Annotated in this window: 27 protein-coding genes and 1 tRNA gene; 22 read left to right on the top strand and 6 right to left on the bottom strand. The window is 58.9% G+C overall.

The genetic code is table 11. From position 1 onward, the window contains the following. Positions 1–111 precede the first annotated feature (111 nt). The 3 genes from AC1Q6I_RS15365 to AC1Q6I_RS15355 are packed head-to-tail and all read right to left on the bottom strand — an operon-like array spanning position 112 to position 3,692. Complete coding sequence (locus tag AC1Q6I_RS15365; protein ID WP_024077158.1) at positions 112–690, bottom strand: cob(I)yrinic acid a,c-diamide adenosyltransferase; 579 nt, start codon at positions 688–690, stop codon at positions 112–114. A 2-nt stretch (positions 691–692) separates the two neighbouring features. Then, the gene (locus AC1Q6I_RS15360) at positions 693–2,729 is read right to left on the bottom strand and encodes a sensor histidine kinase (RefSeq protein WP_024077157.1); all 2,037 of its coding nucleotides are present in this window, start codon (positions 2,727–2,729) and stop codon (positions 693–695) included. 45 nt (positions 2,730–2,774) lie between these two features. Then, complete coding sequence (locus AC1Q6I_RS15355) at positions 2,775–3,692, bottom strand: putative 2-dehydropantoate 2-reductase (protein ID WP_069077451.1); 918 nt, start codon at positions 3,690–3,692, stop codon at positions 2,775–2,777. Between the two features lie 122 nt (positions 3,693–3,814). Here AC1Q6I_RS15355 and AC1Q6I_RS15350 point away from each other — a divergent pair, with 122 nt between their 5' ends. After that, positions 3,815–4,300, top strand: a complete 486-nt coding sequence (locus tag AC1Q6I_RS15350; RefSeq protein ID WP_003193880.1) for a YajQ family cyclic di-GMP-binding protein — start codon at positions 3,815–3,817, stop codon at positions 4,298–4,300. A 135-nt stretch (positions 4,301–4,435) separates the two neighbouring features. After that, positions 4,436–5,278, top strand: a complete 843-nt coding sequence (locus AC1Q6I_RS15345) for a mechanosensitive ion channel family protein (RefSeq protein ID WP_102623795.1) — start codon at positions 4,436–4,438, stop codon at positions 5,276–5,278. Between the two features lie 192 nt (positions 5,279–5,470). On the opposite strand, the gene AC1Q6I_RS15340 is transcribed toward AC1Q6I_RS15345, so the two are convergent. Next, positions 5,471–6,772, bottom strand: a complete 1,302-nt coding sequence (locus tag AC1Q6I_RS15340; protein WP_024077154.1) for an OprD family porin — start codon at positions 6,770–6,772, stop codon at positions 5,471–5,473. A gap of 184 nt (positions 6,773–6,956) precedes the next feature. Next, on the bottom strand, positions 6,957–7,340 hold the full coding sequence (locus AC1Q6I_RS15335) for a hypothetical protein (RefSeq protein WP_143036939.1): 384 nt from the start codon (positions 7,338–7,340) through the stop codon (positions 6,957–6,959). A gap of 174 nt (positions 7,341–7,514) precedes the next feature. On the opposite strand from AC1Q6I_RS15335, the gene AC1Q6I_RS15330 reads away from it, so the two are divergent. Next, entirely contained in the window at positions 7,515–7,940 is a 426-nt protein-coding gene (locus AC1Q6I_RS15330) for an HIT domain-containing protein (protein WP_041161288.1), read from the top strand. Positions 7,941–7,943: 3 nt separating this feature from the next. Then, positions 7,944–8,150, top strand: a complete 207-nt coding sequence (locus AC1Q6I_RS15325) for a SlyX family protein (RefSeq protein WP_024077152.1) — start codon at positions 7,944–7,946, stop codon at positions 8,148–8,150. A gap of 85 nt (positions 8,151–8,235) precedes the next feature. On the opposite strand, the gene AC1Q6I_RS15320 is transcribed toward AC1Q6I_RS15325, so the two are convergent. Next, positions 8,236–8,838, bottom strand: a complete 603-nt coding sequence (locus AC1Q6I_RS15320) for a cold-shock protein (protein WP_024077151.1) — start codon at positions 8,836–8,838, stop codon at positions 8,236–8,238. 427 nt (positions 8,839–9,265) lie between these two features. On the opposite strand from AC1Q6I_RS15320, the gene AC1Q6I_RS15315 reads away from it, so the two are divergent. The 18 genes from AC1Q6I_RS15315 (at position 9,266) to AC1Q6I_RS15230 (ending at position 23,030) form a co-directional block, all read left to right on the top strand. Then, positions 9,266–9,739, top strand: coding sequence for a Dps family protein (locus AC1Q6I_RS15315; protein WP_003193874.1), 474 nt, complete (start codon positions 9,266–9,268; stop codon positions 9,737–9,739). A 181-nt stretch (positions 9,740–9,920) separates the two neighbouring features. Continuing rightward, positions 9,921–10,262: a ribbon-helix-helix domain-containing protein gene (locus tag AC1Q6I_RS15310; protein ID WP_041161008.1), complete on the top strand. Its 342-nt coding sequence runs from the start codon at positions 9,921–9,923 to the stop codon at positions 10,260–10,262. A 169-nt stretch (positions 10,263–10,431) separates the two neighbouring features. Further along, on the top strand, positions 10,432–10,653 hold the full coding sequence (locus AC1Q6I_RS15305) for an FmdB family zinc ribbon protein (RefSeq protein WP_010208103.1): 222 nt from the start codon (positions 10,432–10,434) through the stop codon (positions 10,651–10,653). A 107-nt stretch (positions 10,654–10,760) separates the two neighbouring features. Then, positions 10,761–12,536, top strand: coding sequence for an aspartate--tRNA ligase (gene aspS / locus AC1Q6I_RS15300; RefSeq protein WP_102623794.1), 1,776 nt, complete (start codon positions 10,761–10,763; stop codon positions 12,534–12,536). A gap of 135 nt (positions 12,537–12,671) precedes the next feature. Next, complete coding sequence (locus AC1Q6I_RS15295) at positions 12,672–13,418, top strand: YebC/PmpR family DNA-binding transcriptional regulator (RefSeq protein WP_024077148.1); 747 nt, start codon at positions 12,672–12,674, stop codon at positions 13,416–13,418. A 156-nt stretch (positions 13,419–13,574) separates the two neighbouring features. Continuing rightward, positions 13,575–14,099 (top strand): crossover junction endodeoxyribonuclease RuvC, encoded by a 525-nt coding sequence (gene ruvC / locus AC1Q6I_RS15290; protein WP_024077147.1) that lies wholly within the window; start codon positions 13,575–13,577, stop codon positions 14,097–14,099. Positions 14,100–14,166: 67 nt separating this feature from the next. After that, positions 14,167–14,778 (top strand): Holliday junction branch migration protein RuvA, encoded by a 612-nt coding sequence (gene ruvA / locus AC1Q6I_RS15285; protein ID WP_003175802.1) that lies wholly within the window; start codon positions 14,167–14,169, stop codon positions 14,776–14,778. After that, on the top strand, positions 14,779–15,837 hold the full coding sequence (gene ruvB, locus AC1Q6I_RS15280) for a Holliday junction branch migration DNA helicase RuvB (RefSeq protein ID WP_024077146.1): 1,059 nt from the start codon (positions 14,779–14,781) through the stop codon (positions 15,835–15,837). A gap of 152 nt (positions 15,838–15,989) precedes the next feature. Beyond that, entirely contained in the window at positions 15,990–16,445 is a 456-nt protein-coding gene (gene ybgC, locus AC1Q6I_RS15275; RefSeq protein ID WP_032890914.1) for a tol-pal system-associated acyl-CoA thioesterase, read from the top strand. 1 nt (position 16,446) lies between these two features. Continuing rightward, a complete protein-coding gene (tolQ, locus tag AC1Q6I_RS15270) occupies positions 16,447–17,142 on the top strand; it encodes a protein TolQ (RefSeq protein WP_024077143.1) in 696 nt (231 codons plus the stop codon). 23 nt (positions 17,143–17,165) lie between these two features. Then, entirely contained in the window at positions 17,166–17,618 is a 453-nt protein-coding gene (tolR, locus tag AC1Q6I_RS15265) for a protein TolR (RefSeq protein ID WP_160384999.1), read from the top strand. After that, entirely contained in the window at positions 17,618–18,691 is a 1,074-nt protein-coding gene (gene tolA, locus AC1Q6I_RS15260) for a cell envelope integrity protein TolA (protein ID WP_024077142.1), read from the top strand. The genes tolR and tolA overlap by 1 nt, the downstream gene beginning before the upstream one ends. A gap of 17 nt (positions 18,692–18,708) precedes the next feature. Continuing rightward, complete coding sequence (gene tolB / locus AC1Q6I_RS15255) at positions 18,709–19,989, top strand: Tol-Pal system beta propeller repeat protein TolB (RefSeq protein ID WP_041161007.1); 1,281 nt, start codon at positions 18,709–18,711, stop codon at positions 19,987–19,989. Between the two features lie 55 nt (positions 19,990–20,044). Continuing rightward, a complete protein-coding gene (gene pal / locus AC1Q6I_RS15250) occupies positions 20,045–20,545 on the top strand; it encodes a peptidoglycan-associated lipoprotein Pal (RefSeq protein WP_003209827.1) in 501 nt (166 codons plus the stop codon). Positions 20,546–20,551: 6 nt separating this feature from the next. Next, entirely contained in the window at positions 20,552–21,388 is an 837-nt protein-coding gene (ybgF, locus tag AC1Q6I_RS15245) for a tol-pal system protein YbgF (RefSeq protein WP_069076929.1), read from the top strand. 164 nt (positions 21,389–21,552) lie between these two features. Further along, positions 21,553–22,200: a 7-carboxy-7-deazaguanine synthase QueE gene (gene queE / locus AC1Q6I_RS15240; RefSeq protein ID WP_024077139.1), complete on the top strand. Its 648-nt coding sequence runs from the start codon at positions 21,553–21,555 to the stop codon at positions 22,198–22,200. A gap of 16 nt (positions 22,201–22,216) precedes the next feature. Beyond that, a complete protein-coding gene (gene queC, locus AC1Q6I_RS15235) occupies positions 22,217–22,891 on the top strand; it encodes a 7-cyano-7-deazaguanine synthase QueC (protein WP_173903805.1) in 675 nt (224 codons plus the stop codon). Positions 22,892–22,954: 63 nt separating this feature from the next. Continuing rightward, a tRNA-Lys gene (locus tag AC1Q6I_RS15230) sits at positions 22,955–23,030 on the top strand. The last annotated feature ends 356 nt before the right edge of the window (positions 23,031–23,386 follow it).

Here is a 23,386-nt window from a genome sequence, read left to right as displayed (position 1 = left end):
CCTATCGGGGGCAAGCCCCCTCCCACATTCGACCGAGTTCCAACTTTGGAATGTGATCAACATGTGGGAGGGGGCACCCCCGATGAGGCCCAATCAGTCACCGAATCATCATCAGTGCGGCTTCGCCGCCGCCTGCCACAACACTTCTGCAACACCCTGGCGCTTGGCAATCACCCGCGCCGCCACAAACAGCAAATCCGACAGCCGATTGATATACGCCAACCCCACCCCTTCCAACGGCTCTACAGCATTCAGATGCTGACAGCGCCGCTCGGCACTGCGCGCCAGGCTGCGGCATACATGGGCCTGGGCAATCAGCGCTGAACCACCAGGCAAGATAAAGTTTTCCAGCGGTCCGACTTCCTCGTTCCAGCGATCAATCGCTGCTTCCAGCCGATCAACTTCCGCCGCATTCAGTGCCTTGTACTCCGGCATCGCCAACTCGCCGCCCAGATCGAACAATCGATGCTGGCAAGGCGTAAGCACCTCGATCACGTCTTGTAAGCCTGGATGCTGCCCGCCGAGTGCTTCGAGATACGCCAGCAGCAACCCCAACTGACTGTTCAGCGTATCGACTTCGCCAATGGCTTCCACCCGTGGGTGGTCCTTGGGCACGCGGCGACCGTCGCCGAGGCCGGTTTCACCCTGGTCGCCGGTACGGGTGTAAATCTTCGACAGGCGAAAGCCCATGGTCAGTGCTCCAGTTGGGTAAGTTCAGCGGGGGACAATTGGCTGCCCGCCAGGGGCAGGCGCAAGGTGAAGCAGGTACCTTGGCCCAAGGTGGAGTGCACCTCCATCTGGCCCTTATGGTTGTTGGTGATGATGAAGTACGACACCGACAGCCCAAGCCCGGTGCCCTGGCCGATCTCCTTGGTGGTGAAGAATGGCTCGAACGTGCGTTTGCGCACGTTTTCGCTCATGCCGATACCGTTGTCTTCCACCTGGATTTCGGCCCAGGGCGGATTAAGCCGAGTGCGCAGGATGATGCGTCCCGGCTCGCGATCGTCCCCGCGCAGGTGAATGGCCTGGGCTGCGTTTTTCAGCAGGTTGAGCAACACCTGCTCCAGCTCGTTGGCGGTGCCGGGCACCGGGCCCAGTTGCGGGTCGAATTGGCGGATGATCGCCTGGCCCTTGAAGTCGAAGCCGATGGCGAGGTCGAAGTCATTACCGGCAATTTCCACGGCCTGGTCGATCAGGGCCGGCAAGTCGCAAGGCGCCATTTGCCGATTGCTGCGGCGGCTGAAACTGAGCATATGGGTCACGATCTTCGCCGCCCGCGCGCCGGCTTGCTGGATGCCGTCGAGCAGCTGCGGCACTTCGCGGCTTTGCAGGTAGCGGTTGACCGTGTCCAGGTCGATGCCAACCTGCTCGGCCTGTTCCAGGTTCTTGGGCAGGTCGGGCGACAAGCGGCGGCGGATGTTTTGCACGTTATGCAGGATCGCTCCCAGCGGGTTGTTGATCTCATGGGCCATGCCGGCCGCGAGCCCGCCGACGGAAAGCATTTTTTCCGACTGCACCATCATTTCTTCCAGGGACAGGCGCTGGGTGATGTCATCGATGCGGATCACCACGCCGCGCCCGGCACCGCCCGTCAGCGGGTAGAAGGTCAGGGCGTAATGCTTGGGCTCATCGTCCTTGATCCAGGTGACCCGCTCGATGCGTTCCACCGTGTGTTGCTCGACGGTAGCCTTGATTTGCGGCAGGTATGGCTTGAGGGGTTGGAAGGCGAGGTAGATCGGCTGGTTCAAGGCTTCGTCGAGGCGCGTACCGGAAAGCGCGCTGGCTTCCTGGTTCCACTGGGTGACATAGAGCTGCTCATCCAGGGCGATCAGCGCCGACGGCATGGAGTCGATGATACTGTTCAGGTAATTCTGGAAACCGGTGAGTTTTTTCTCGATCTTGCTGCGCACCTGGACTTCCAGTTCCAGCTTGCGGTTGGTGTGGCGCGTCTCCTCGGCCAGGCCCTGGGCCTGGGAATAGGCGGCCTGGGAGTCGTCCCGCGCGCGCTTGAGCTGCTGTTCGCGGGCTTCGATACGCGACAGCATGGTATTGAAGGCCTCGGCCAGGCTGCCGATTTCATCGCGGTTGCCGCGGCCGGCGCGCAGGGCGTAGTTCTCTTCGCGGGTGACCTGGCGGGACAGCTCTTCCAGCTCATGGATGGGGCGCGTGATCAAGCGTTTGATCTGCCGGGCGATGACCAGCCACAGCAGTACGCTGAAAATCAGGATACCCAGGCTGGCGGTCAGCGTACCGGTGTAGAACGCCACCGGCAGCTCACTGCTGGCCACCAGCAGCAAATGCCCGGATGGCTGGCCCGCGCGAGGCAGGGTGATCACCTGGTTGCTGCGGAATTCAGTGACCCGCCAGGCCTCGATATGCCGGTAGCTGTCCGGCAAGTGCAGGCGGTCGCCATGTTGCATCTGCGCCAGGCGGTTGCCTTCGCCGTCGTACAGTGCGGCGGCGCGCAGCGGCGAATAGCTGGTCAGTTCATTGAGCAGGGCGTCGGCCTTGGCTGGAGATTCCAGGGCTTCGGCGGCGAGTGCCGGGTTGGACACCAGCCGACCGATGGCCTGCAAGGCCTGGGGCGCCATGCTTTCCTGGGAAATCCAGTAGGCGGCGCTGATAAAGGTCAGGTTGGCCACCAGCAATACAGTGGTCAGCAGCACCAGTAGGGCGGCCAGCAGCTTTTGCCCCACCGGGAGATTTTCGAGACGCTGGCGCAGTGGCATCAGTTTTCCACAGGTAATAGACAAGTGGGCAGGGTAGCGCGTGCCTCAGTCGCTGGGCAATCCGCGTGCAATCAACTGCTCGACCAGGCGCATCTGCACCTGTTGCAAGTGCGGCAGGACCAATTGATGACGGTTGGCCGCCTGGCACGCATAGCCCAGCAGGTAGCTGATTTCGGTGCGCCGCGCGTTGGCCACGTCCTGGTACATCGAGGAGTAATTGGCGGCCGTGGCCTGGATCACTCGCTCTACCTCACTGTGCAGATCTTGCGCGGCGGCAGGCTGGCCGCAGCATTCGAGCAGCTCGCTCAGTTCGGCGCACAGGGTCGCGACTTCACACTGATGTGCCTGCAGGCCGCCATTTCGGCATTGGTACAGCACCGTCAGCGGGTTGATCGCGCAATTGAGCGCGAGTTTGCGCCACAGGCGGGTGAGGATGTCGGTGCTCCATTCGTGGGGGATGCCCGCAGCTTGCAGGTCATCCAGCCATAGCGGTGGAGTGGGGTGCTGAGCGTCGCCCAGCCAGGTGTAGCCATGCCCGGCGAATACCACGCGCCAGTCGCCGTCGCGAAACGCGCCTTCGGTGCTGGAGGCGAAGATGCAGCGCGCCTGGGGCAGTTGCGCCGCGACGGCGTCCTGGCTGCCCAGGCCGTTTTGCAAGAGGATCAGTTCGGCGTCCGGTACCAGTCGATGCTGCAACCGGGCGATGGCACCCTGGGCGTCGTAGGCTTTGCACGCCACCAGCAGACGATGAATCGGGCCGGGGCTGTCAGGTGTTTCGCCGATCACAGGGTAGGTGTGTGCTACGCCTTGCTCCACCAGGGTCAGCCCTGGCCCCGCCTGGTAGCTGGCCAGGCGCGCCTCATCGCGCAGGATCAGCCTCACGGGCACGCCGGCGCGCGTCAGGCGGGTGGCCCAGAGTGTGCCGAGGCTGCCGGCGCCGAGAATGTGCCAAGGGGTCGACATCAGTTTGTGCTCCGTAGGGGCGCCCACGGTGAATGGGGCGAAAGAACCGCTATAATGCCCCGGCATTTTAGCTCGGCGCGCTCCATCTTTACTGAGCCCGCCCTTTATATTGGAGAAATGACATGCCTTCGTTCGACGTGGTATCCGAACTGGACAAACACGAAGTCACCAACGCCGTCGAGAACGCCGTCAAGGAACTGGACCGCCGCTATGACTTGAAAGGCAAGGGCAGCTTCGAATTCAAGGAAAAGGAACTGACTGTCAACTTGACCGCTGAAGCCGATTTCCAGCTGGAAGCGATGATCGAGATCCTCAAGCTGGCCCTGGTCAAGCGCAAGATCGACGTGCAGTGCCTTGAAGTCAAGGACGCCTACGCCTCCGGCAAGCTGATGAAGCAGGAAGCCGTGCTCAAGGAAGGCATCGACAAGGAGCTGGCGAAGAAGATCGTCGCCCATATCAAGGATGCCAAGCTGAAAGTCCAGGCTGCCATCCAGGGTGAGCAGGTACGTGTCACCGGCAAGAAGCGTGACGACCTGCAAGAGGCAATCGCGGCCCTGCGCGCCAAGACATTCGACATGCCGCTGCAGTTCAATAACTTCCGCGACTGATGGCACTTCGGGGAACCTGCGGGCGTTTTCGACGTCCCACGCCCCAGAACCCACGCCTGCACTTGAGCCCTACGGGGCTCATTTGTGTTTCTAGGCCGTCAATAAGCCGCACATCCGCCACACAGGAGAAGCTACATGGATTTAAACGCTGAAATGGATCACTTGATCAAGACGTCGCAGTCGTGGATCCCGATGATCATGGAATACGGCAGCCGGGTGTTGCTGGCGGTGATCACCCTGGCCATTGGCTGGTGGCTGATCAACGTATTGACCCACCGCGTGGGCCGCCTGCTGGCCATGCGTAACGCGGACCTGGCGCTGCAGCACTTCATCACCAGCCTTGCGAACATTGCACTGAAAGTCATGCTGATCGTCAGCGTGGCCTCGATGATCGGCGTGGCAACCACCTCGTTCGTCGCGGCTATCGGTGCGGCTACCCTGGCCATCGGCCTGGCATTGCAAGGCAGCCTGGCCAACTTCGCCGGCGGGGTGCTGATTCTGTTGTTCCGTCCGTTCCGTATCGGCGACTGGATCGAAGCCCAGGGCACCGCCGGTACCGTCGACAGCATCCAGATCTTCCACACCGTGCTGCGCACCGGCGACAACAAGACCGTGATCGTGCCGAACGGCATCCTGTCCAATGGCATTATCACCAACACCAACCGTCAGCCGACCCGCAAGGTGGTGTTCGATGTGGGGGTGGACTATGAAGCCGATCTGCAAAAAGCCCGCGAAGTGCTGCTGGATCTGGCGAAAGATCCGCGCGTGCTGGCTGACCCTGCGCCTGTTGCCGTGGTGTCGACCCTGGGTGACAGCTCGATCACTGTTTCTCTGCGTTGCTGGACCAATACCCCGGATTATTGGGATGTAGTGTTCATGCTTAATGAACTGTCCCGTGACCGTTTAAAGGCAGCCGGGATTGATATTCCATTTCCGCAGCGAGTTATACGAGTCATGCAAGAGGCTGCGCCGAAGTAAGCGAAAGCGTCATGTTTAACTTGGCCGAAAGGTCAGGTTAAACGTGTCAGCTTAATCTCGTTAGTTAGCTTGCTAGTTATTTATTCGCTGAAGTAAAACTGCAATAAAAAAGCCGCCCCCCTGGCTAGCAGAGGGGCGGCTTTTTTTGTTTAAGGCCGAAGCCTTAAGTCATCGTTGTAATCAAACGCTTAATTACAAGATGTTCAGCGGGTATTGCGCGATCAGACGCAGTTCGTCGATCGACGCCGAACCGTAGTACACGCCGTCAGACGAACGATAGGTCGCTTGACGGACGCGCAGGCTCAGGTCTTTGGCTGGGCCGCTCTGGATCACGTATTTGGCTTCGATGTCGCGTTCCCACTCTTTACCGTTCGATGTGGTGCCAGTGTTGGCGCCGCTGCCGTTGACGTAACGAGTCATGAAGCTCAGGCCTGGCACGCCGAAGGTGGCCATGTTCAGGTCGTAGCGAGCTTGCCAGGATTTCTCGTCTTCAGCGTTGAAGTCGGAACGGGCGATGGAGTTGGCCAGGAAAATCGTGCCGCCGCCGTCTACGCCGTAACCGTAGTCGCCGTCACCGCTAACTTTCTGGTAGGCGAGGGTAAAGGTGTGAGCGCCGAGGGTATAGGCGCCCTGCAAGCTGTAGGCACGGTTATCCAGCTTGGTGGTGCCGTCTTTTTCTGCGCGTTGCAGGCCGGCGCCGTCGCTTTTGGTGCTGTAGATGTTGAAGTCGACAGCCAGGGACTGATCATCGCTAAGCGCGTGGGTCCAGTTCACGTTGGCGTAGAGTTTCTTCCAGTAGTCTTCCACTTTCGAGTAGTAGAGGCTGGTAGTGAACTCTGGGGTCCAGGAGTACACGCCGCCTACGAAGTTGGCGTCGCGCAGGCCAGTACCGGTACCCGGCTCGGAGCTTGCGATACTGTCCTTGTAGGTGTGGTCCTGGGCAACGATCGAGGTGAAGTGACCGGCTTCCAGTTTCAGGCCCTTGATCTCGTTGCTGGTGAGCGAGATACCTTGTGGCAGTTCTGGCAGGAGGCGGCTGTCATCGGATGCGAATACCGGGGCGGTGGTGTACTGGTCGCCCACTTTCAGGACCGTATCGGAAATACGGAACTTGATGGCTGCGCCACCCTTGGAGTAATCATCCTGCGCACGACCGTCGGAGCCGTTAGGGAACAGGCCGGTACCGGCACGGCCCTTGCCGCTGTCGAGTTTGATGCCCAGCAAACCAATGGCATCGACACCGACACCGATGGTGCCTTGGGTGTAACCCGAGCTGAACAGACCGTGGAAGCCGAGACCGGTTTCTTCGCGACGGCTTTGAGTGCCTGGCGCGTTGTTACGGAAGTCACGGCTGAAGTACAGGGTACGAGTCAGGATACTGGCTGTGCTGTCCTCGATAAAGCCCTTGGAATCGTCCTGGGCGGACGCCATTGCGAACTGCGAGGTGCCTGCTGAAACAGCCAGGGCGATCATGCTCCACTTCATCACGCGCATCGTGATTTGCTCCTTTGGTTTAGGAAGAGTACTGCCGTCCCACCTGTATTTTTATCTGGGCGGCTCTTTCTTTTTTGTGTCGGCGTAAAGTTATATCACGCAGACCGTATTGACGATACTTGTCCAACTATCCTTTCAGCTTCTTTACGAGGCTGTCGTAAATTGCTAGCTCCATGTCGCAAATTCACAGTCCGAATGTAACTGGACTGACAACTTCAATGCTGTTTTCAAACCCTTCAATAGTTTGGAGTCTTCCTTGATTCGCATTGAAACGCTGTTGTTCTTTTCGCGAAACACCTGCTTCCGAACGGGTGTCGTTGCCGACGATATGGGTGTGAATGCAACAAGCGCGCCCAAATCGGTAACTGAATGTCATTTTTTCGTGAAAATCGTTACTGCCCTGTAAAAACCGCATAAGCACGGGCTTTTTACGCCCTTTGGTTTGGTCTTGACGGCCGCGCATGACATCAGTGCGGTGGTACAAAAAACCTGTGCCTGCGCAAAACGTTACCGGTTCACCCCGATGAGTGGGTACTTGGCGGATCTCTTTGAGGCACAAGTGGGTCATTTTGGTGCGTTCCGGTGAGGCCCGTTCTAGCGTAGCTCATATATTCGCTTGCTTCGAAAAGGTGCAGGTTTTTTTGTCGGACCGTGCCGACGCTTCCTGCATTCGCCGTGAAGCCGCGAACAATCAACGGTATGCTGGGTACCTGAACTTGACCTGCCGAACGGAGTGCCCGTGGTGTTCGCCTTAGACCAACGCTTGCAACAAGACACACTGGCCCTCGGGGACTTCCCGCTGTGCCGCCTGCTGCTGTCCAATGACTCGAACTACCCATGGTTCATTCTGGTACCGCGTATCAACGGTATCAGCGAAGTGTTTCAGCTGGATGTCGCAGATCAACGAATCCTATGGGAAGAAACCACGGCCCTGGCGCAGTTGCTCAACGAAGGCTTGATGGCCGACAAGATGAATATTGGTGCGCTGGGCAACGTCGTCAGCCAGTTGCATGTGCATGTGATCGTACGCAGGCGCGATGACGCGGCATGGCCGGCTCCGGTTTGGGGCAAGCATCCGGCGCAGCCGTACACTGAACAACAGGTAGCGGCTATTCGCGCGCGCATGCGTGAGTTGTTGCCTGCCGACTTTATTTTTGCGCAGGACTGAACCATGGATCTGCAAGACCGTGTGACGGACCTGGAAAGCCGCTTGGCCTTCCAGGACGACACCATCGAGACGCTCAACGATATCCTGGTGACCCAGCAGCGCGCGGTTGAACGCCTGCAGCTTCAGATGGCGGCGCTGCTCAAGCGCCAGGAAGAAATGGGCGGCCAGTTCGAAACCTCCGAAGAGGAGGCTCCACCGCCTCACTATTAATTGGCCCACCCTTAATAGTCGCGCATAAAAAACCGCGATCCAGCCTAGCTGGATCGCGGTTTTTTTTTTGCAGCGCGGGCTGAAATCAGCGACGTGGCAGGGCAGCGATCACGTCTTCGGCTTGCAGGCCTTTGTCGCGATTCATGACGGAGAATTCCACACGCTGACCTTCGACCAGAACGCGATGGCCTTCGCCACGGATGGCCCGGAAGTGGACGAAGATATCGTCGCCCGAATCGCGGGAAATAAAGCCGAAGCCTTTGGACGTGTTGAACCACTTGACGGTCCCGGTATCCCGATTGGTCATGTCGTAGTTTTGCGACGCGGCCGCAGGGGACGAACGGTAGAAGCTGATGGCCAGGTGAAGAACGATGGCGACCAGCGCAATGACCAGGCTGAGCAGGATGGCCGGGTGGCCGCCGACTTCAGGCATGGGTGCCAGGAGGGTGAGAGTTTGGACCACAACGGTCAGCACCAACAGCGCACTGACGAGGTTTTGCAGTTGATGACGCATGCCTTTGTTCCAGTACGGAATCACGGGCGCCAGCGTCAGGTTAAGAAGGCCGAACAAGGCCAGGTACAGAGCGTCATGTTGTTGCAGGTAGGGCAGGCTTTCAGGCTGCAGGCTCGGGATAAAGGACAGCAGCAAAGCTGCAACGCCCGTTAGCAGGTGGACGATTTTCAACATTTTGATTAACTCACGTTAAGACGGATCACAAGGAAGAGCTGACTGGCACGGTTCGCTTCTGAACAATGGGAGGCGTTGAGCACGTGCACGGGTATCAGCCTATGCGCTGGCCGAAGAAAATAACGGCAGCGACACGCTGCCTATTTAACAGCAAAGGCTGTGCCTACTCAAATCAAGCATTTCCAGGCATTGCAAGGGGTGTGGCATTTCTGCGTCAAACGCTTGTCCTAGACGTTTGCAGGCTTTTTTATCGCTATCAGGCAAATCGCCTGTCGGGCGCAAAGCCTTGCTTGTCACAGGCCGGTGCGCCCGCGCGGGGCGAATTGCCGCACGTCGCCTGGTGCTGCCGGGCTGCACAAGGTGGGGACTCTTGCTAGAGTGGTCCTGCACCTGATCAATGAATGCTTGTCAATTGAAGGGGATAAACATGGCAATCGATATCGGTATCAGTGAAGAAGATCGTAAATCCATCGTCGATGGGCTTTCGCGACTGCTTTCCGATACCTATGTACTGTACCTGAAGACCCACAATTTCCATTGGAACGTCACGGGCCCCATGTTCCGCACGCTGCACCTGATGTTCGAGGAGCAGTACAACGAGCTGGCGCTGGCGGTGGACTCCATTGCCGAACGTATCCGTGCCCTGGGCTTTCCGGCGCCGGGTGCCTATTCGATCTATGCCCGTCTTTCTTCGATCAAGGAAGAAGAAGGCGTACCGAGCGCAGAAGAGATGATCAAGCAATTGGTTGCGGGCCAGGAAGCGGTCACGCGGACCGCGCGTGGCATTTTTCCGCTGCTCGACAAGGTCAGTGACGAGCCAACGGCCGACTTGTTGACCCAACGCATGCAGGTTCACGAGAAAACCGCGTGGATGCTGCGTTCCCTGCTCGAAAACCAGTAACCATCGACCTCGAGTGGCGTCGTCCCGACGCCGCTCGCGGGTTTCCCCGCGCTTCCTGGCGTTCTCCTACGATGATCGACTCTCCGTCTTCTGGCTGCCCCTGTCTTCCTGCTGTTTTATAGGCCTATCGCCCAATGGGAGAAACCCATGGGCTGTTGTTTGGCAACGGAGTGTCAGGTGTATGTCACGTGGAGCGGTGAGTGGAGTGATGGAAACGGGTGGTTTTCAGAAGATAAAGGTCGATCCCTTCTCCAGGGGGTTCGATATGGGATTGGCCAGGCCGTTGTCCCGATCGGTCAGGCTCAACGGTTTTTCCACCTGTCTGCGGCTCGAGCAGATCTATTGGAATATCCTCACGGAGATTGCCAGGCTCAATGCCTGTTCGGTCAGTGCATTGCTGTCTTACGTCGATCGGGAAGTGCATTTGCGGTATGGAGGCGTAAAGAACTTCAGTGGACTGGTCAGGGTCGTGTGCGTGGTTCACCTGTTAAAAGGCTGCAGCGCACCGTTGAGTCCTGAGTAATCTTGCGGTTCCGTGGCCAGGCCTGCCCCAGGGCGGGCCTGGCTTCGGGCAGAAAGCCGGCTGCGCTGCCTCGATTTACCAGATATAATCCCGCGCTTTGCTGCGAATGCCGGGGCTTGATCCGTTGGGCAGGCGTAGCGCGTAACGATCTGATCGCCGAGACATCTCCATGCCCATGTACGACTATCAATGTGCTTCCTGTGGTCATCAGTTGGAAGCCATTCAAAAGATCAGCGCAGCGCCGTTGGTCGATTGCCCGGCCTGCCAGGCGCCTGAACTCAAGAAGATGTTGTCCATGCCGGGCTTCCGCCTGAGTGGCAGCGGCTGGTACGAGACCGATTTCAAGACCGGCTCGAAGAAGAATCTGGCCGGCGGCGACAAAGCAGACTGAGTTGAACTCTACGCGCGGGCTCCTGCATTATCCGTCCCCTGCTTAACTGTGCGGTGACGAGGCAGGCCTCCACCGAATTTCGAATTACGAGAAGTGAAACCACTACCATGATGCGCAGCCACTATTGCGGCCAACTGAACGAGACCCTGGATGGTCAGGAAATCACCCTTTGCGGATGGGTTCACCGTCGCCGCGACCACGGCGGGGTGATCTTCCTCGATATCCGTGATCGTGATGGTCTGGCCCAGGTGGTGTTCGACCCGGACCGCGCCGAGAGCTTCGCCGCCGCCGACCGCGTGCGCAGCGAATACGTCGTGAAGATCACCGGCAAGGTACGCCTGCGTCCGGCCGGGGCTGTGAACCCGAACATGGCGTCCGGCGCAATCGAAGTGCTGGGCTACGAGCTGGAAGTGCTGAACGAATCGGAAACCCCGCCGTTCCCGCTTAACGAATACTCCGACGTCGGCGAAGAAACCCGCCTGCGCTACCGCTTCCTGGACCTGCGTCGTCCGGAAATGGCCGAGAAGCTGCGCCTGCGTTCGCGCATGACCACCAGCATCCGTCGCTTCCTGGACGAGAACGGCTTTCTCGACGTCGAAACGCCGATCCTCACCCGGGCTACCCCGGAAGGCGCGCGTGACTACCTGGTGCCAAGCCGCACCCACGCCGGCAGCTTCTTCGCCCTGCCGCAATCGCCGCAGTTGTTCAAGCAACTGCTGATGGTGGCCGGCTTTGACCGTTACTACCAGATCGCCAAGTGCTTCCGTGACGAAGACCTGCGCGCCGATCGCCAACCTGAATTCACCCAGATCGACATCGAGACCAGCTTCCTCGATGAAAAAGAGATCATGGGTATCACCGAACAAATGATCCGCAACCTGTTCAAGGAAGTGCTGGACCTGGAATTCGGCGAATTCCCGCACATGACTTTCGAAGAAGCCATGCGCCGCTACGGTTCCGACAAGCCAGACCTGCGTAACCCGCTGGAACTGGTGGACGTGGCCGACCAGCTTAAAGATGTCGATTTCAAGGTGTTCAGCGGCCCGGCCAACGACCCGAAATGCCGCATCGCCGCCCTGCGTGTGCCTGGTGGCGCGAGCATGCCGCGCAAGCAGATCGACGACTACACCAAGTTTGTCGGCATCTACGGTGCCAAGGGCCTGGCGTACATCAAGGTCAACGAGCGCGCCAAAGGTGTTGAAGGCCTGCAGTCGCCTATCGTGAAGAACATCCTGGAAGCCAACCTCAATGTGATCCTGGATCGCGTTGGTGCGGTCGACGGCGACATCGTGTTCTTCGGCGCCGACAAGGCCAAGATCGTCAGTGAAGCCCTCGGTGCGCTGCGGATCAAGCTGGGCCACGACCTCGACCTGCTGACCTGCAAGTGGGCACCGATGTGGGTCGTCGACTTCCCGATGTTCGAAGAGAACGACGACGGCAGCTTCAGCGCCTTGCACCACCCGTTCACTGCGCCGAAGTGCTCCCCTGAAGAGCTGGAAGCCAACCCGGCAGGCGCTCTGTCCCGTGCCTACGACATGGTGCTGAACGGCACCGAGCTGGGTGGCGGTTCGATCCGTATCCATCGCAAAGAGATGCAGCAAGCGGTATTCCGCCTGCTGGGCATCAACGAAGCGGAACAGGAAGAGAAGTTCGGCTTCCTGCTCGACGCCCTGAAATACGGCGCGCCGCCGCACGGTGGCCTGGCCTTCGGCCTGGATCGCCTGGTGATGCTGATGACTGGCGCCCAGTCGATCCGTGAAGTGATCGCGTTCCCGAAAACCCAGAGCGCTGCGGACGTCATGACCCAGGCGCCGGGTGTGGTGGATGCCAAGGCACTGCGCGAGTTGCACATTCGCCTGCGCGAGACGCCGAAGGCTGAGTAAGGCTGCTGCGTGAAAGCGCGATAAGGTTTTACGCGGTCAAAAAGGCGCATCTTCGGATGCGCCTTTGCGTTACAAGGGTTGCATCCCGCCTGGGGCGGGGTTGATAAGGTTTCTAGAGAATTTCGGAGTTGTGTTATGGCTGGCCATTCCAAGTGGGCGAACATCAAGCACCGCAAAGAGCGTCAGGATGCCAAGAAAGGCAAGATCTTCACCAAGTGGATTCGCGAACTGACGGTCGCTGCCCGCCAGGGCGGTGGTGACCCAGGCTCCAACCCGCGTCTGCGCCTGGCGCTGGATAAAGCCCTCGGCGCCAACATGAGCCGCGACATCATCGACCGCGCCGTGGCCCGTGGTGCCGGGGCGGCCGATACCGACGACATGGTCGAGCTTACCTACGAAGGCTACGGCCCGGGTGGCGTGGCGGTGATGGTCGAGTGCATGACCGATAACCGCAACCGTACCGCGGCGGCGGTGCGCCATGCGTTCAGCAAGTGCGGGGGTAACCTCGGCACAGACGGTTCGGTAGCCTACCTGTTCGAGCGCAAGGGGCAGATCTCCTTCGCACCGGGTGTGGATGAAGATGCGCTGATGGAAGCGGCAATGGAGGCGGATGCCGACGACGTGGTGACCAATGAAGACGGCTCCATTGACGTGTTCACCTCGTTCGCCGGGTTCTACGCCGTGCGTAACGCGCTGGAAGCGGCCGGTTTCAAAGGTACCGACGCGGAAATCGTGATGCTGCCAACCACCAGCGCCGAGCTGGACCTGGACGGCGCGCAGAAAGTACTGAAGATGCTGGATATGCTCGAAGACCTGGATGACGTGCAGAACGTGTATTCGAATGCCGACATCCCTGAATCTGTAGCCGAACAGCTAGGCTGAAGGGCGATGTAGTTTTAAATGTGGGAGGGGGCTTGCCCCCGATAGCGGTGGTTCAGTCGATTGAGAGATAACTGACACACTGCCATCGGGGGCAAGTCCCCTCCCACATTGGGCCTCCCTGTATCAAAAATTGTGTTTACCCGACCTGCAGGCCTTATGACTTTAATCCTAGGTATCGACCCCGGTTCGCGCATTACCGGCTTTGGCGTGGTGCAACACACCCCGCGTGGCTGCGTCTATGTCGCCTCGGGCTGTATTCGTACCGGCGCGGGCGAGTTGGCTGAGCGCTTGCAGATCGTCTATCGCGGCGTGCGTGAAGTGATCCAGACCTACGGGCCAGTGACCATGGGCATCGAAAAGGTGTTCATGGCCAAGAATGCCGACTCGGCCCTCAAGCTCGGCCAGGCCCGTGGCGCTGCCATCGTGGCCGGTGCCGAGGAAGGCATGGAAATCGCCGAATACACCGCGACCCAGGTCAAGCAAGCAGTGGTTGGTACGGGTGCGGCGAATAAAGAGCAGGTGCAGATGATGGTGATGCACATGCTCAAGCTCACCTCAAAACCGCAGATCGATGCCTCCGACGCCCTGGCCATTGCCATTTGCCATGCGCACACGCGCTCCAGCCTGCTACCGCACGGCTTGGGGACGGCACGCAGTCGTGGCGGGCGCCTGCGTCTCTGATAGCATCAGCGCAATCGTTATTTCCGGTCAGGCCTCGATCTGACCCCACGCTTTAAGGATCTGAACCGTGATTGGACGCTTGCGCGGCACCCTGGCTGAGAAACAGCCGCCGCACCTGATTCTGGATGTCAACGGGTTGGGGTATGAGCTGGAAGTGCCCATGACTACCCTGTATCGCCTACCGTCGGTCGGTGAACCCATAACGCTGCACACCCACCTGGTGGTGCGCGAAGACGCGCAACTACTCTATGGTTTCATCGGCAAGCGCGACCGCGACTTCTTCCGCGAGCTGATTCGCCTCAATGGCGTGGGGCCGAAGTTGGCCCTGGCGTTGATGTCGAGCCTGGAAGTGGACGAACTGGTGCGTGCCGTTTCGGCCCAGGACACCTCGGCGTTGACCAAGGTGCCGGGCGTGGGCAAGAAAACCGCCGAGCGCCTGCTGGTGGAGCTCAAGGACCGCTTCAAGGCCTGGGAAGTGGTGCCGAGCATGTTCGCTCTGGTGCCGAACCAGCCGGATATGCCGGCAGGCCAGGTGGCCAGCGCTGAAAGCGATGCCGTCAGCGCGCTGATCTCCCTGGGCTACAAGCCGCAGGAGGCGAGCAAGGCGGTGTCGGCCATCAAGGACAAGAACCTGAGCAGCGAAGACATGATCCGCCGAGCCCTGAAGGGAATGATTTAAGTGATTGAAGCTGATCGTCTGATCGCGGCCACGGGCCCCCGTGACCGCGAAGAAATCCAGGACCGTGCCATCCGGCCCCTGAGCCTGGCCGACTACATCGGCCAGCCTACCGTGCGCGAGCAGATGGAGTTGTTCATCCAGGCCGCGCGCGGGCGCAGCGAGTCCCTGGATCACACCCTGATCTTTGGCCCGCCGGGGCTGGGTAAAACCACCCTGGCCAACATCATTGCCCAGGAAATGGGCGTGTCGATCAAGTCGACTTCCGGCCCGGTGCTGGAGCGTCCTGGCGACCTGGCGGCGCTGCTGACCAATCTTGAACCCCATGACGTGTTGTTTATCGACGAAATCCATCGGTTGTCGCCGATCGTCGAGGAAGTGCTGTACCCCGCCATGGAAGACTTCCAGCTCGACATTATGATCGGCGAAGGCCCCGCGGCCCGATCGATCAAGCTCGACCTGCCGCCGTTCACCCTGGTGGGGGCGACCACGCGTGCGGGTATGCTGACCAACCCGCTGCGAGACCGTTTCGGTATCGTTCAACGTCTGGAGTTCTATAGCACCGCAGACCTGGCGACCATCGTCAGCCGTTCGGCCGGCATTCTCGGCCTGCCCCTGGACCCGGAAGGCGCGTTTGAAATCGCCCGTCGGGCCCGGGGCACGCCACGTATTGCCAACCGCCTGCTGCGCCGCGTGCGTGATTTTGCCGAGGTGCGGGCCAAGGGGCATATCACCAAGCCGGTGGCCGACCTGGCCTTGAACCTGCTGGATGTGGACGAGCATGGCTTCGATCACCAGGATCGACGTCTACTCTTGACCATGATCGAGAAGTTCGACGGTGGCCCGGTGGGGGTAGACAGCCTGGCCGCGGCCATCAGTGAAGAGCGCCATACCATTGAAGATGTGCTGGAACCGTACCTGATCCAGCAGGGCTACATCATGCGCACGCCAAGGGGGCGGGTGGTCACGCGCCATGCCTATTTGCACTTCGGGTTAAACATTCCGTCACGATTGGGTGAGATGCCCGTGGTAGACGAATTCCTGGATGCAGTGGACGATTAAAAAGACCACGTGGATCGATTTATTCAAGGTTTGTGCTGTCCTAGTGGCTGGTATCGTCATTCAGTCACTGGAAATATTCTCGAACGCAAAAAGCGAGAATGAAAAAACAGTTGCTAAGCCGGATTGGCAACCTGAGGAGTAAGCACTAGAGTATGCGCGCGCAAAACGGGGATCAGTCGTTCGCACATCGCTGTCGCGTTTATTACGAGGACACCGATGCCGGCGGTATCGTGTATTACGTCAATTACCTCAAGTTCATGGAGCGGGCTCGAACCGAGCGGCTACGGGAGCTGGGCTTTGCCCAATCCCAGCTGGCAGGGGAGGACCTGTTATTCGTCGTGCATTCCAGCGAGGCTCGCTATCACGCGCCGGCGCGACTGGACGACGAACTGCTGGTCAGCGCTGAAGTAATCGAATTGAACCGTGCCAGCCTGCGATTCAAGCAGCAGGTCAGGCGGGCTACGGATGCAACGCTGCTCTGCGAGGGGCAGTTCCTGGTGGCGTGTGTACGCACCAACAGTTTGAAACCTCGGGCCATTCCCGAAACTCTACGTGCGGCCTTTGCCGCCGTGAGCGGCGCGGGTAAACAATCAAAGCAGGAGATTTAGCGTGGAACCTACCGTCGTCGACCATTCCTCCATGTGGAGCCTGGTCAGTAATGCCAGTGTTGTGGTTCAACTGGTGATGCTGATCCTGGTAGCCGCATCGGTTACCTCTTGGGTCATGATTTTTCAGCGCAGCAACCTGCTGCGTGCCGGTCGACGTGCCCTGGAGAGCTTCGAAGAGCGCTTCTGGTCGGGTATCGACCTGTCCAAGCTCTACCGCCAGGCCGGCAGCAACCCAGATCCGGATTCGGGCGTCGAGCAGATCTTCCGCGCCGGATTCAAGGAATTCTCCCGTCTGCGCCAGCAGCCAGGCGTTGACCCGGAAGCGGTCATGGAAGGCGTGGCCCGTGCCATGCGCGTGGCCATCTCCCGCGAAGAAGAGAAGCTGGAGCAGAGCCTGCCGTTTCTCGCCACCGTCGGTTCCGTCAGCCCGTACATCGGCCTGTTCGGTACCGTGTGGGGGATCATGAACTCGTTCCGTGGCCTGGCCCAGGCCCAGCAAGCGACCCTGGCCACCGTGGCCCCGGGTATCGCCGAAGCCCTGGTCGCCACCGCGATCGGCCTGTTCGCCGCTATCCCCGCAGTAATTGCCTACAACCGTTTTGCCGCGCGCGGCGAGACCTTGATCAGCCGTTACTACACCTTCGCCGATGAATTCCAGGCGATCCTGCACCGTAAAGTGCACACCAGCGAAGAATAAGCAGGTACTCCCCGATGGCTTTAATCACTCGAGCTCGAACCAAGCGCAAGCCGGTCGCCGAGATGAACGTAGTGCCTTACATCGACGTGATGCTGGTGCTGCTGGTGATCTTCATGGTGACCGCGCCGATGCTCAACCAGGGTGTGAAAGTTGATCTGCCCAAGGTTTCCAGCGAAGCCTTGCCCCAGGACAACAACACCCAGGTGCTGACCATTTCGATCAAGGCTGACAAGACCTACTACTGGAACCTTGGCAGCGAAGTCGATACCCAGAAGCAGCAGGACAAGGCCCTGACCTTGCCGGCGATGACCGACGCAGTGACCAAGATTATTCGCTCCGGCAACGAAGGCGGCAAGCACACCCAAGTCTTCATCCGCGGTGACAAATCGGTCGACTACGGCTCCGTCATGGGCGCCATGGGCGGGCTGCAGAAGGCCGGCGTCGGCAACGTTGGCTTGATTACCGAGGCGCCCTGATGCACCAACAGCGAGAGCCGTCCGCCTCGGAAAGCTACTTCTGGCCTAGCGTCTGGGCAATTGCCCTGCATGTCCTGGTGTTTGGCATGTTGTTCGTCAGCTTTGCCATGACCCCGGACCTGCCGCCAGCCAAGCCGATCGTGCAGGCGACCCTGTATCAGCTGAAATCGAAAAGTCAGGCCACTACCCAGACCAATCAGAAGATTGCGGGTGAGGCCCAGAAGTCGGCTGCGCGCCAGACTGAAGTCGAGCAGATGGAACAGAAGAAGGTCGAGCAGGAAGCGGTGAAGGCTGCTGCGGAACAAAAGAAAGAAGAGGCGGCTCAAAAGGCCGAGGAATCGAAAAAGGCTGACGAAGCGAAGAAGGCCGACGAGGCGAAAAAGGCTGATGAAGCCAAGAAAGCCGAGAAAGCTGCCGAAGCTAAAAAAGCTGAAGAGAAACAATTGGCTGATATAGCCAAGAAAAAATCTGAAGAAGAAGCCAAAAAAGCAGCCGAAGAAGAGGCCAAGAAAAAGGCCGCTGAAGACGCCAAGAAAAAGATAGTCGAGGACGCGAAGAAGAAAGCCGCCGAAGACGCCAAGAAAAAAGCTGAAGCAGACGAGGCGAAGAAGAAAATCGCCGACGACGCGAAGAAGAAAGCTGCCGCCGACGCCAGCAAGAAAAAGGCCCAGGAAGCAGCGCGTAAATCCGCCGAAGACAAAAAGGCCCAGGCCTTGGCAGATTTGCTTTCCGACACGCCTCAGCGTCAGCAAGCATTGGCCGATGAACGTGGTGATGAAGTCGCGGGCAGTTTCGACGACCTGATTCGGGCACGAGCAGCAGAAGGCTGGACACGTCCACCTTCGGCACGCAAAGGCATGACAGTAGTGCTGCAGATCGGCATGTTGCCGGACGGTACGGTGACTTCGGTCAGCGTGGCCAAGTCCAGTGGTGACGGTTCGTTCGACAGTTCGGCGGTTGCCGCGGTCAAGAACATTGGCCGGTTGACCGAGATGCAGGGAATGAAACCAAGCGACTTCGCTCCCTATCGTTCATTCAAGATGACATTCACACCTGAGGATCTAGCCTTGTGAGAAACCTTCTTCGAGGAATGCTTGTCGTTATTTGCTGTATGGCAGGGATAGCGGCGGCGGATGAAAAGAACATCCTGGTCACCAGCGGTAGCGATCGGGCCACCCCGATCGCGGTTGTGCCGTTCGGCTGGCAGGGCGGCAGCGTGCTGCCGGATGACATGGCCCAGATCGTCAGCGACGACCTGCGCAACTCCGGTTACTACGCGCCGATTCCGAAAGGCAACATGATCAGCCAGCCTACCCAGGCCAGCGAAGTCATCTTCCGTGACTGGAAGGCCGTGGGTGCCCAGTACCTGATGGTCGGCAACATCCAGCCTGCCGGCGGTCGCCTGCAGATCCAGTACACATTGTTCAACGTGGCCACCGAGCAGCAGGTATTGACCGGCAGCGTGTCGGGCACCGCCGAACAACTGCGGGACATGGCCCACTACATCTCGGACCAGTCGTTTGAAAAGCTCACCGGTATCAAGGGTGCTTTCTCGACGCGCATGCTCTATGTCACTGCTGAACGTTTCTCTGTAGACAACACTCGCTACACGTTGCAGCGTTCGGACTACGACGGTGCGCGCGCCGTGACCTTGCTGCAGTCCCGGGAGCCGATCCTTTCTCCGCGCTTTGCGCCGGACGGCAAGCGTATTGCCTATGTGTCTTTCGAACAGAAGCGTCCGCGTATCTTCGTCCAGCACATCGATACTGGCCGTCGTGAGCAGATCACCAACTTCGAAGGCCTCAACGGTGCACCTGCCTGGTCGCCGGATGGTTCGCGCCTGGCATTCGTACTGTCCAAGGACGGTAACCCGGATATCTACGTGATGAACATGGCTTCGCGCCAGATCACTCGCGTCACCAGCGGCCCAGGTATCAACACCGAACCGTTCTGGGGTAAAGATGGCTCGACCATCTATTTCACCTCCGACCGCGGTGGCAAGCCACAAATCTACAAATCGAGCATTGGCGGTGGGGGCGCGGAACGCGTGACCTTTATCGGTAACTACAACGCCAATCCGAAGCTTTCGGCTGATGAAAAGACGTTGGTGATGATTCACCGTCAGGATGGTTTCACTAATTTCCGGGTTGCGGCCCAGGATTTGCAGCGCGGAACCGTAAAAATCCTTACAGATACCAACCTTGATGAGTCAGCCACTGTTGCGCCCAACGGCACCATGGTAATCTACGCCACCCGCCAGCAGGGCCGGGGAGTCTTGATGCTCGTGTCCATTAATGGACGCGTAAGGCTCCCGCTTCCTACCGCACAAGGCGAAGTCAGAGAACCATCCTGGTCCCCTTACCTGAACTGACGCGGCGCTACAAAAAGATTTGCTTAACACACTGGGGTTCATTAGGAGTTTCACGATGGAAATGCTGAAGTTTGGTAAGTTTGCTGCTCTGGCTCTGGCTCTGTCCGTAGCCGTTGGTTGCTCGTCTAAAGGCGGCGACAATGCCGGTGAAGGCGCAGCTGTTGATCCAAACGCTGGTTACGGTGCTAACACTGGTGCAGTTGACGGCTCCCTGAGCGAAGAAGCTGCTCTGCGCGCAATCACTACTTTCTACTTCGAATACGACAGTTCGGACCTGAAACCAGAAGCCATGCGCGCTCTGGACGTTCACGCGAAAGACCTGAAAGCTAACGGCGCTCGCGTTGTTCTGGAAGGTAACACTGACGAACGTGGTACTCGTGAGTACAACATGGCTCTGGGCGAGCGTCGTGCGAAAGCCGTTCAGCGCTACCTGGTACTGCAAGGTGTTGCTCCAGGCCAACTGGAACTGGTTTCCTACGGTAAAGAGCGTCCAGTTGCTACTGGCCACGACGAGCAGTCCTGGGCTCAAAACCGTCGCGTCGAACTGCGTAAGTAATTCGTCATGCGAACGTGCCGTCGTGCTCTAACTGTACTGACTCTCAGCCTCGCGCCGCTCTCGGTGTGGGCTGCGGCTCCTGTGGTCGATAGCAACTCTGGCTATAACAATAGCGGAAGTGCTTATCCGCCAGCGGGTTATGGCACGAACGGCGCCTATGCTGGGGGGGCGGCTACGTCAGCCCCCTCGGCACAGGGCGAACTGTTCAACCAGCTGCAACGCATGCAGGATCAATTGTCGCAGCAACAAGGCGCCATTGAGGTTTTGCAGAACCAAGTGAACCAGCTGAAGCAAGAAGGCCTGGAGCGATATCAGGATCTTGACCGACGTATTGGAGCCGGCGTTACACCTGCCGCAACTCCTGATAATTCTTCTACCGGTGGCGCACCCAGTGCCGCCGCCGGTGGTGCAGCAGCAGGGGCCGCGGCCGCCAGCCAAGCCCCTGCCGCCAGCAGCGAACCGGGTGATCCGGCGAAGGAAAAGCTGTATTACGATGCCGCCTTCGATCTGATCAAAGCCAAGGATTTCGACAAGGCCAGCAAGGCTTTCACCGCATTCCTCGGTCGTTACCCAAACAGTCAGTACGCAGGCAATGCCCAGTACTGGTTGGGTGAGGTAAACCTGGCAAAGGGTGATTTGCAGGGGGCAGGGCAGGCATTTGCCAAGGTCAGCCAACTCTACCCTAAGCACGCCAAGGTGCCGGACTCGCTGTACAAACTCGCTGACGTAGAACGCCGCCTGGGTCATACCGACAAGGTCAAAGGCATTCTGCAGCAGGTGGTTGCCCAGTATCCGGGTACTTCCGCTGCCCAGTTGGCCCAGCGCGATCTGCAACGCTTGTAAGCGATGCAGCCCGTTTGGAAGAAACCCGCGCCTGGCGCGGGTTTTTTCGTTAGAATCCACGCCCTTTTATGAAACACGCTTCCTGGGGTTTACGCGTTGGCGGAATTCCTTGAAGTGCCTGACGGAGGCGGACAGCCTGTTTAGCTGTTACGCCCGTGGCGACTATGCAAGACACATTACGCATCACCGAAGTTTTTTACTCGTTACAGGGTGAAACGCGCACCGCTGGCCTGCCCACAGTATTTGTGCGCCTGACCGGCTGCCCATTGCGTTGCCAATACTGTGACAGCGCCTACGCCTTCAGTGGCGGCACCGTGCGCACCCTCGATGACATCCTCGAGCAGGTTGCCAGCTATCGACCGCGCTACGTTTGTGTGACGGGTGGCGAGCCGCTGGCGCAGCCAAATGCCATTCCCCTGCTCAAGCAGCTGTGTGACGCCGGTTACGAAGTGTCCCTGGAGACCAGTGGTGCCCTGGACATTTCCGCGGTAGACCCGCGCGTAAGCCGCGTGGTCGACCTGAAGACCCCAGGCTCCAAAGAGGCGCATCGCAACCTCTACGAGAACATCGATCTGCTGACGGCCAACGACCAGGTCAAGTTCGTGATCTGTTCCCGCGACGACTACGATTGGGCGAGCTCCAAGCTGATCCAGTATGGCCTGGACCGTCGCGCGGGCGAGGTGCTGTTCTCGCCGAGCCACCACGACCTGAACGCACGCGACCTCGCCGACTGGGTGGTGGCTGATAACCTGCCAGTGCGCCTGCAATTGCAGCTGCATAAATATCTTTGGAACGACGAGCCAGGACGCTGAAATGACTGAACCTACGATTGCTCAAAAACGCGCTGTCATCCTGTTGTCCGGTGGCCTGGACTCCGCCACCGTGGTCGCCATGGCGCAGGCTGAAGGTTACACCTGCTACACCATGAGCTTCGACTACGGCCAGCGCCATCGCGCCGAGCTGAACGCTGCTGCCCGTGTTGCCCGTGAGATGGGCGTGGCCGAGCACAAGGTGATTGGCCTGAACCTCAACGGCATTGGTGGCTCAGCCCTGACCGACAGCAGCATCGATGTGCCGGAAGCGCCGAGTGAAGGTATCCCGGTGACTTACGTGCCAGCACGCAACACCGTATTCCTATCCCTTGCCCTTGGCTGGGCAGAGGTACTGAATGCCCGCGACATCTTTATTGGCGTCAACGCGGTGGATTATTCCGGTTACCCGGATTGCCGCCCGGAGTTCGTCGAGTCGTTCGAGCGCATGGCCAACCTGGCCACCAAGGCCGGTGTCGAAGGGCAGGGCTTTCGCATCCTGGCGCCGCTGCAAAACCTGAGCAAGGCCGATATTGTGAAGGCTGGCGTAGGACTAGGCGTCGATTATTCGCTGACTGTTTCCTGCTACCAGGCAGACGATGACGGCCGTGCTTGCGGGAAATGTGACAGCTGCCGACTGCGTGCTGAGGGCTTCCAAGAGGCCGGAATTACGGACCCAACGCGTTATTTCTGATTTATTTCAAATAAGGTGTTGAATAATCCTTAGAAATCAGTATTATACGCGCCACCACACAGCGGGTCGTTAGCTCAGTTGGTAGAGCAGTTGGCTTTTAACCAATTGGTCGTAGGTTCGAATCCCACACGACCCACCATTTTTGGCGGTTTAGAAAATCCGGAAGGCCCACGCAAGTGAGGATTTCCGGGTTTTTTTTTGTCTTGTGAAAAAGTCGATGTGTCATGCGCCGTCCGTGAGATGCCGAGTCATACGCCCCCGTGGAGGAGGCGATTCTCGCCCTCCTGCGGTCGGCTTATGCGGCCCTTGACGAGTTTTTGTAACAGCAAGGCCAGTGTCTCGGTCGCGTACCGCTTCTGACGTTTGTCGCCTGGCCTGAATCAACCCTGTCGGCGTTGAGCGAGATAAAAAAACGGGAAACACCAGCGATGGTGTTTCCCGTTTTTTTACCCGCTTATCACGGCCTCGAACGCCAGATTAGGCTTTTGAAACCAT

It is taken from the genome of Pseudomonas sp. MPR-R2A5 (assembly GCF_058793055.1).
The sequence above is the reverse complement of the archived record's forward strand: the minus strand, read 5'-3'. Positions and strand labels throughout refer to the sequence as shown.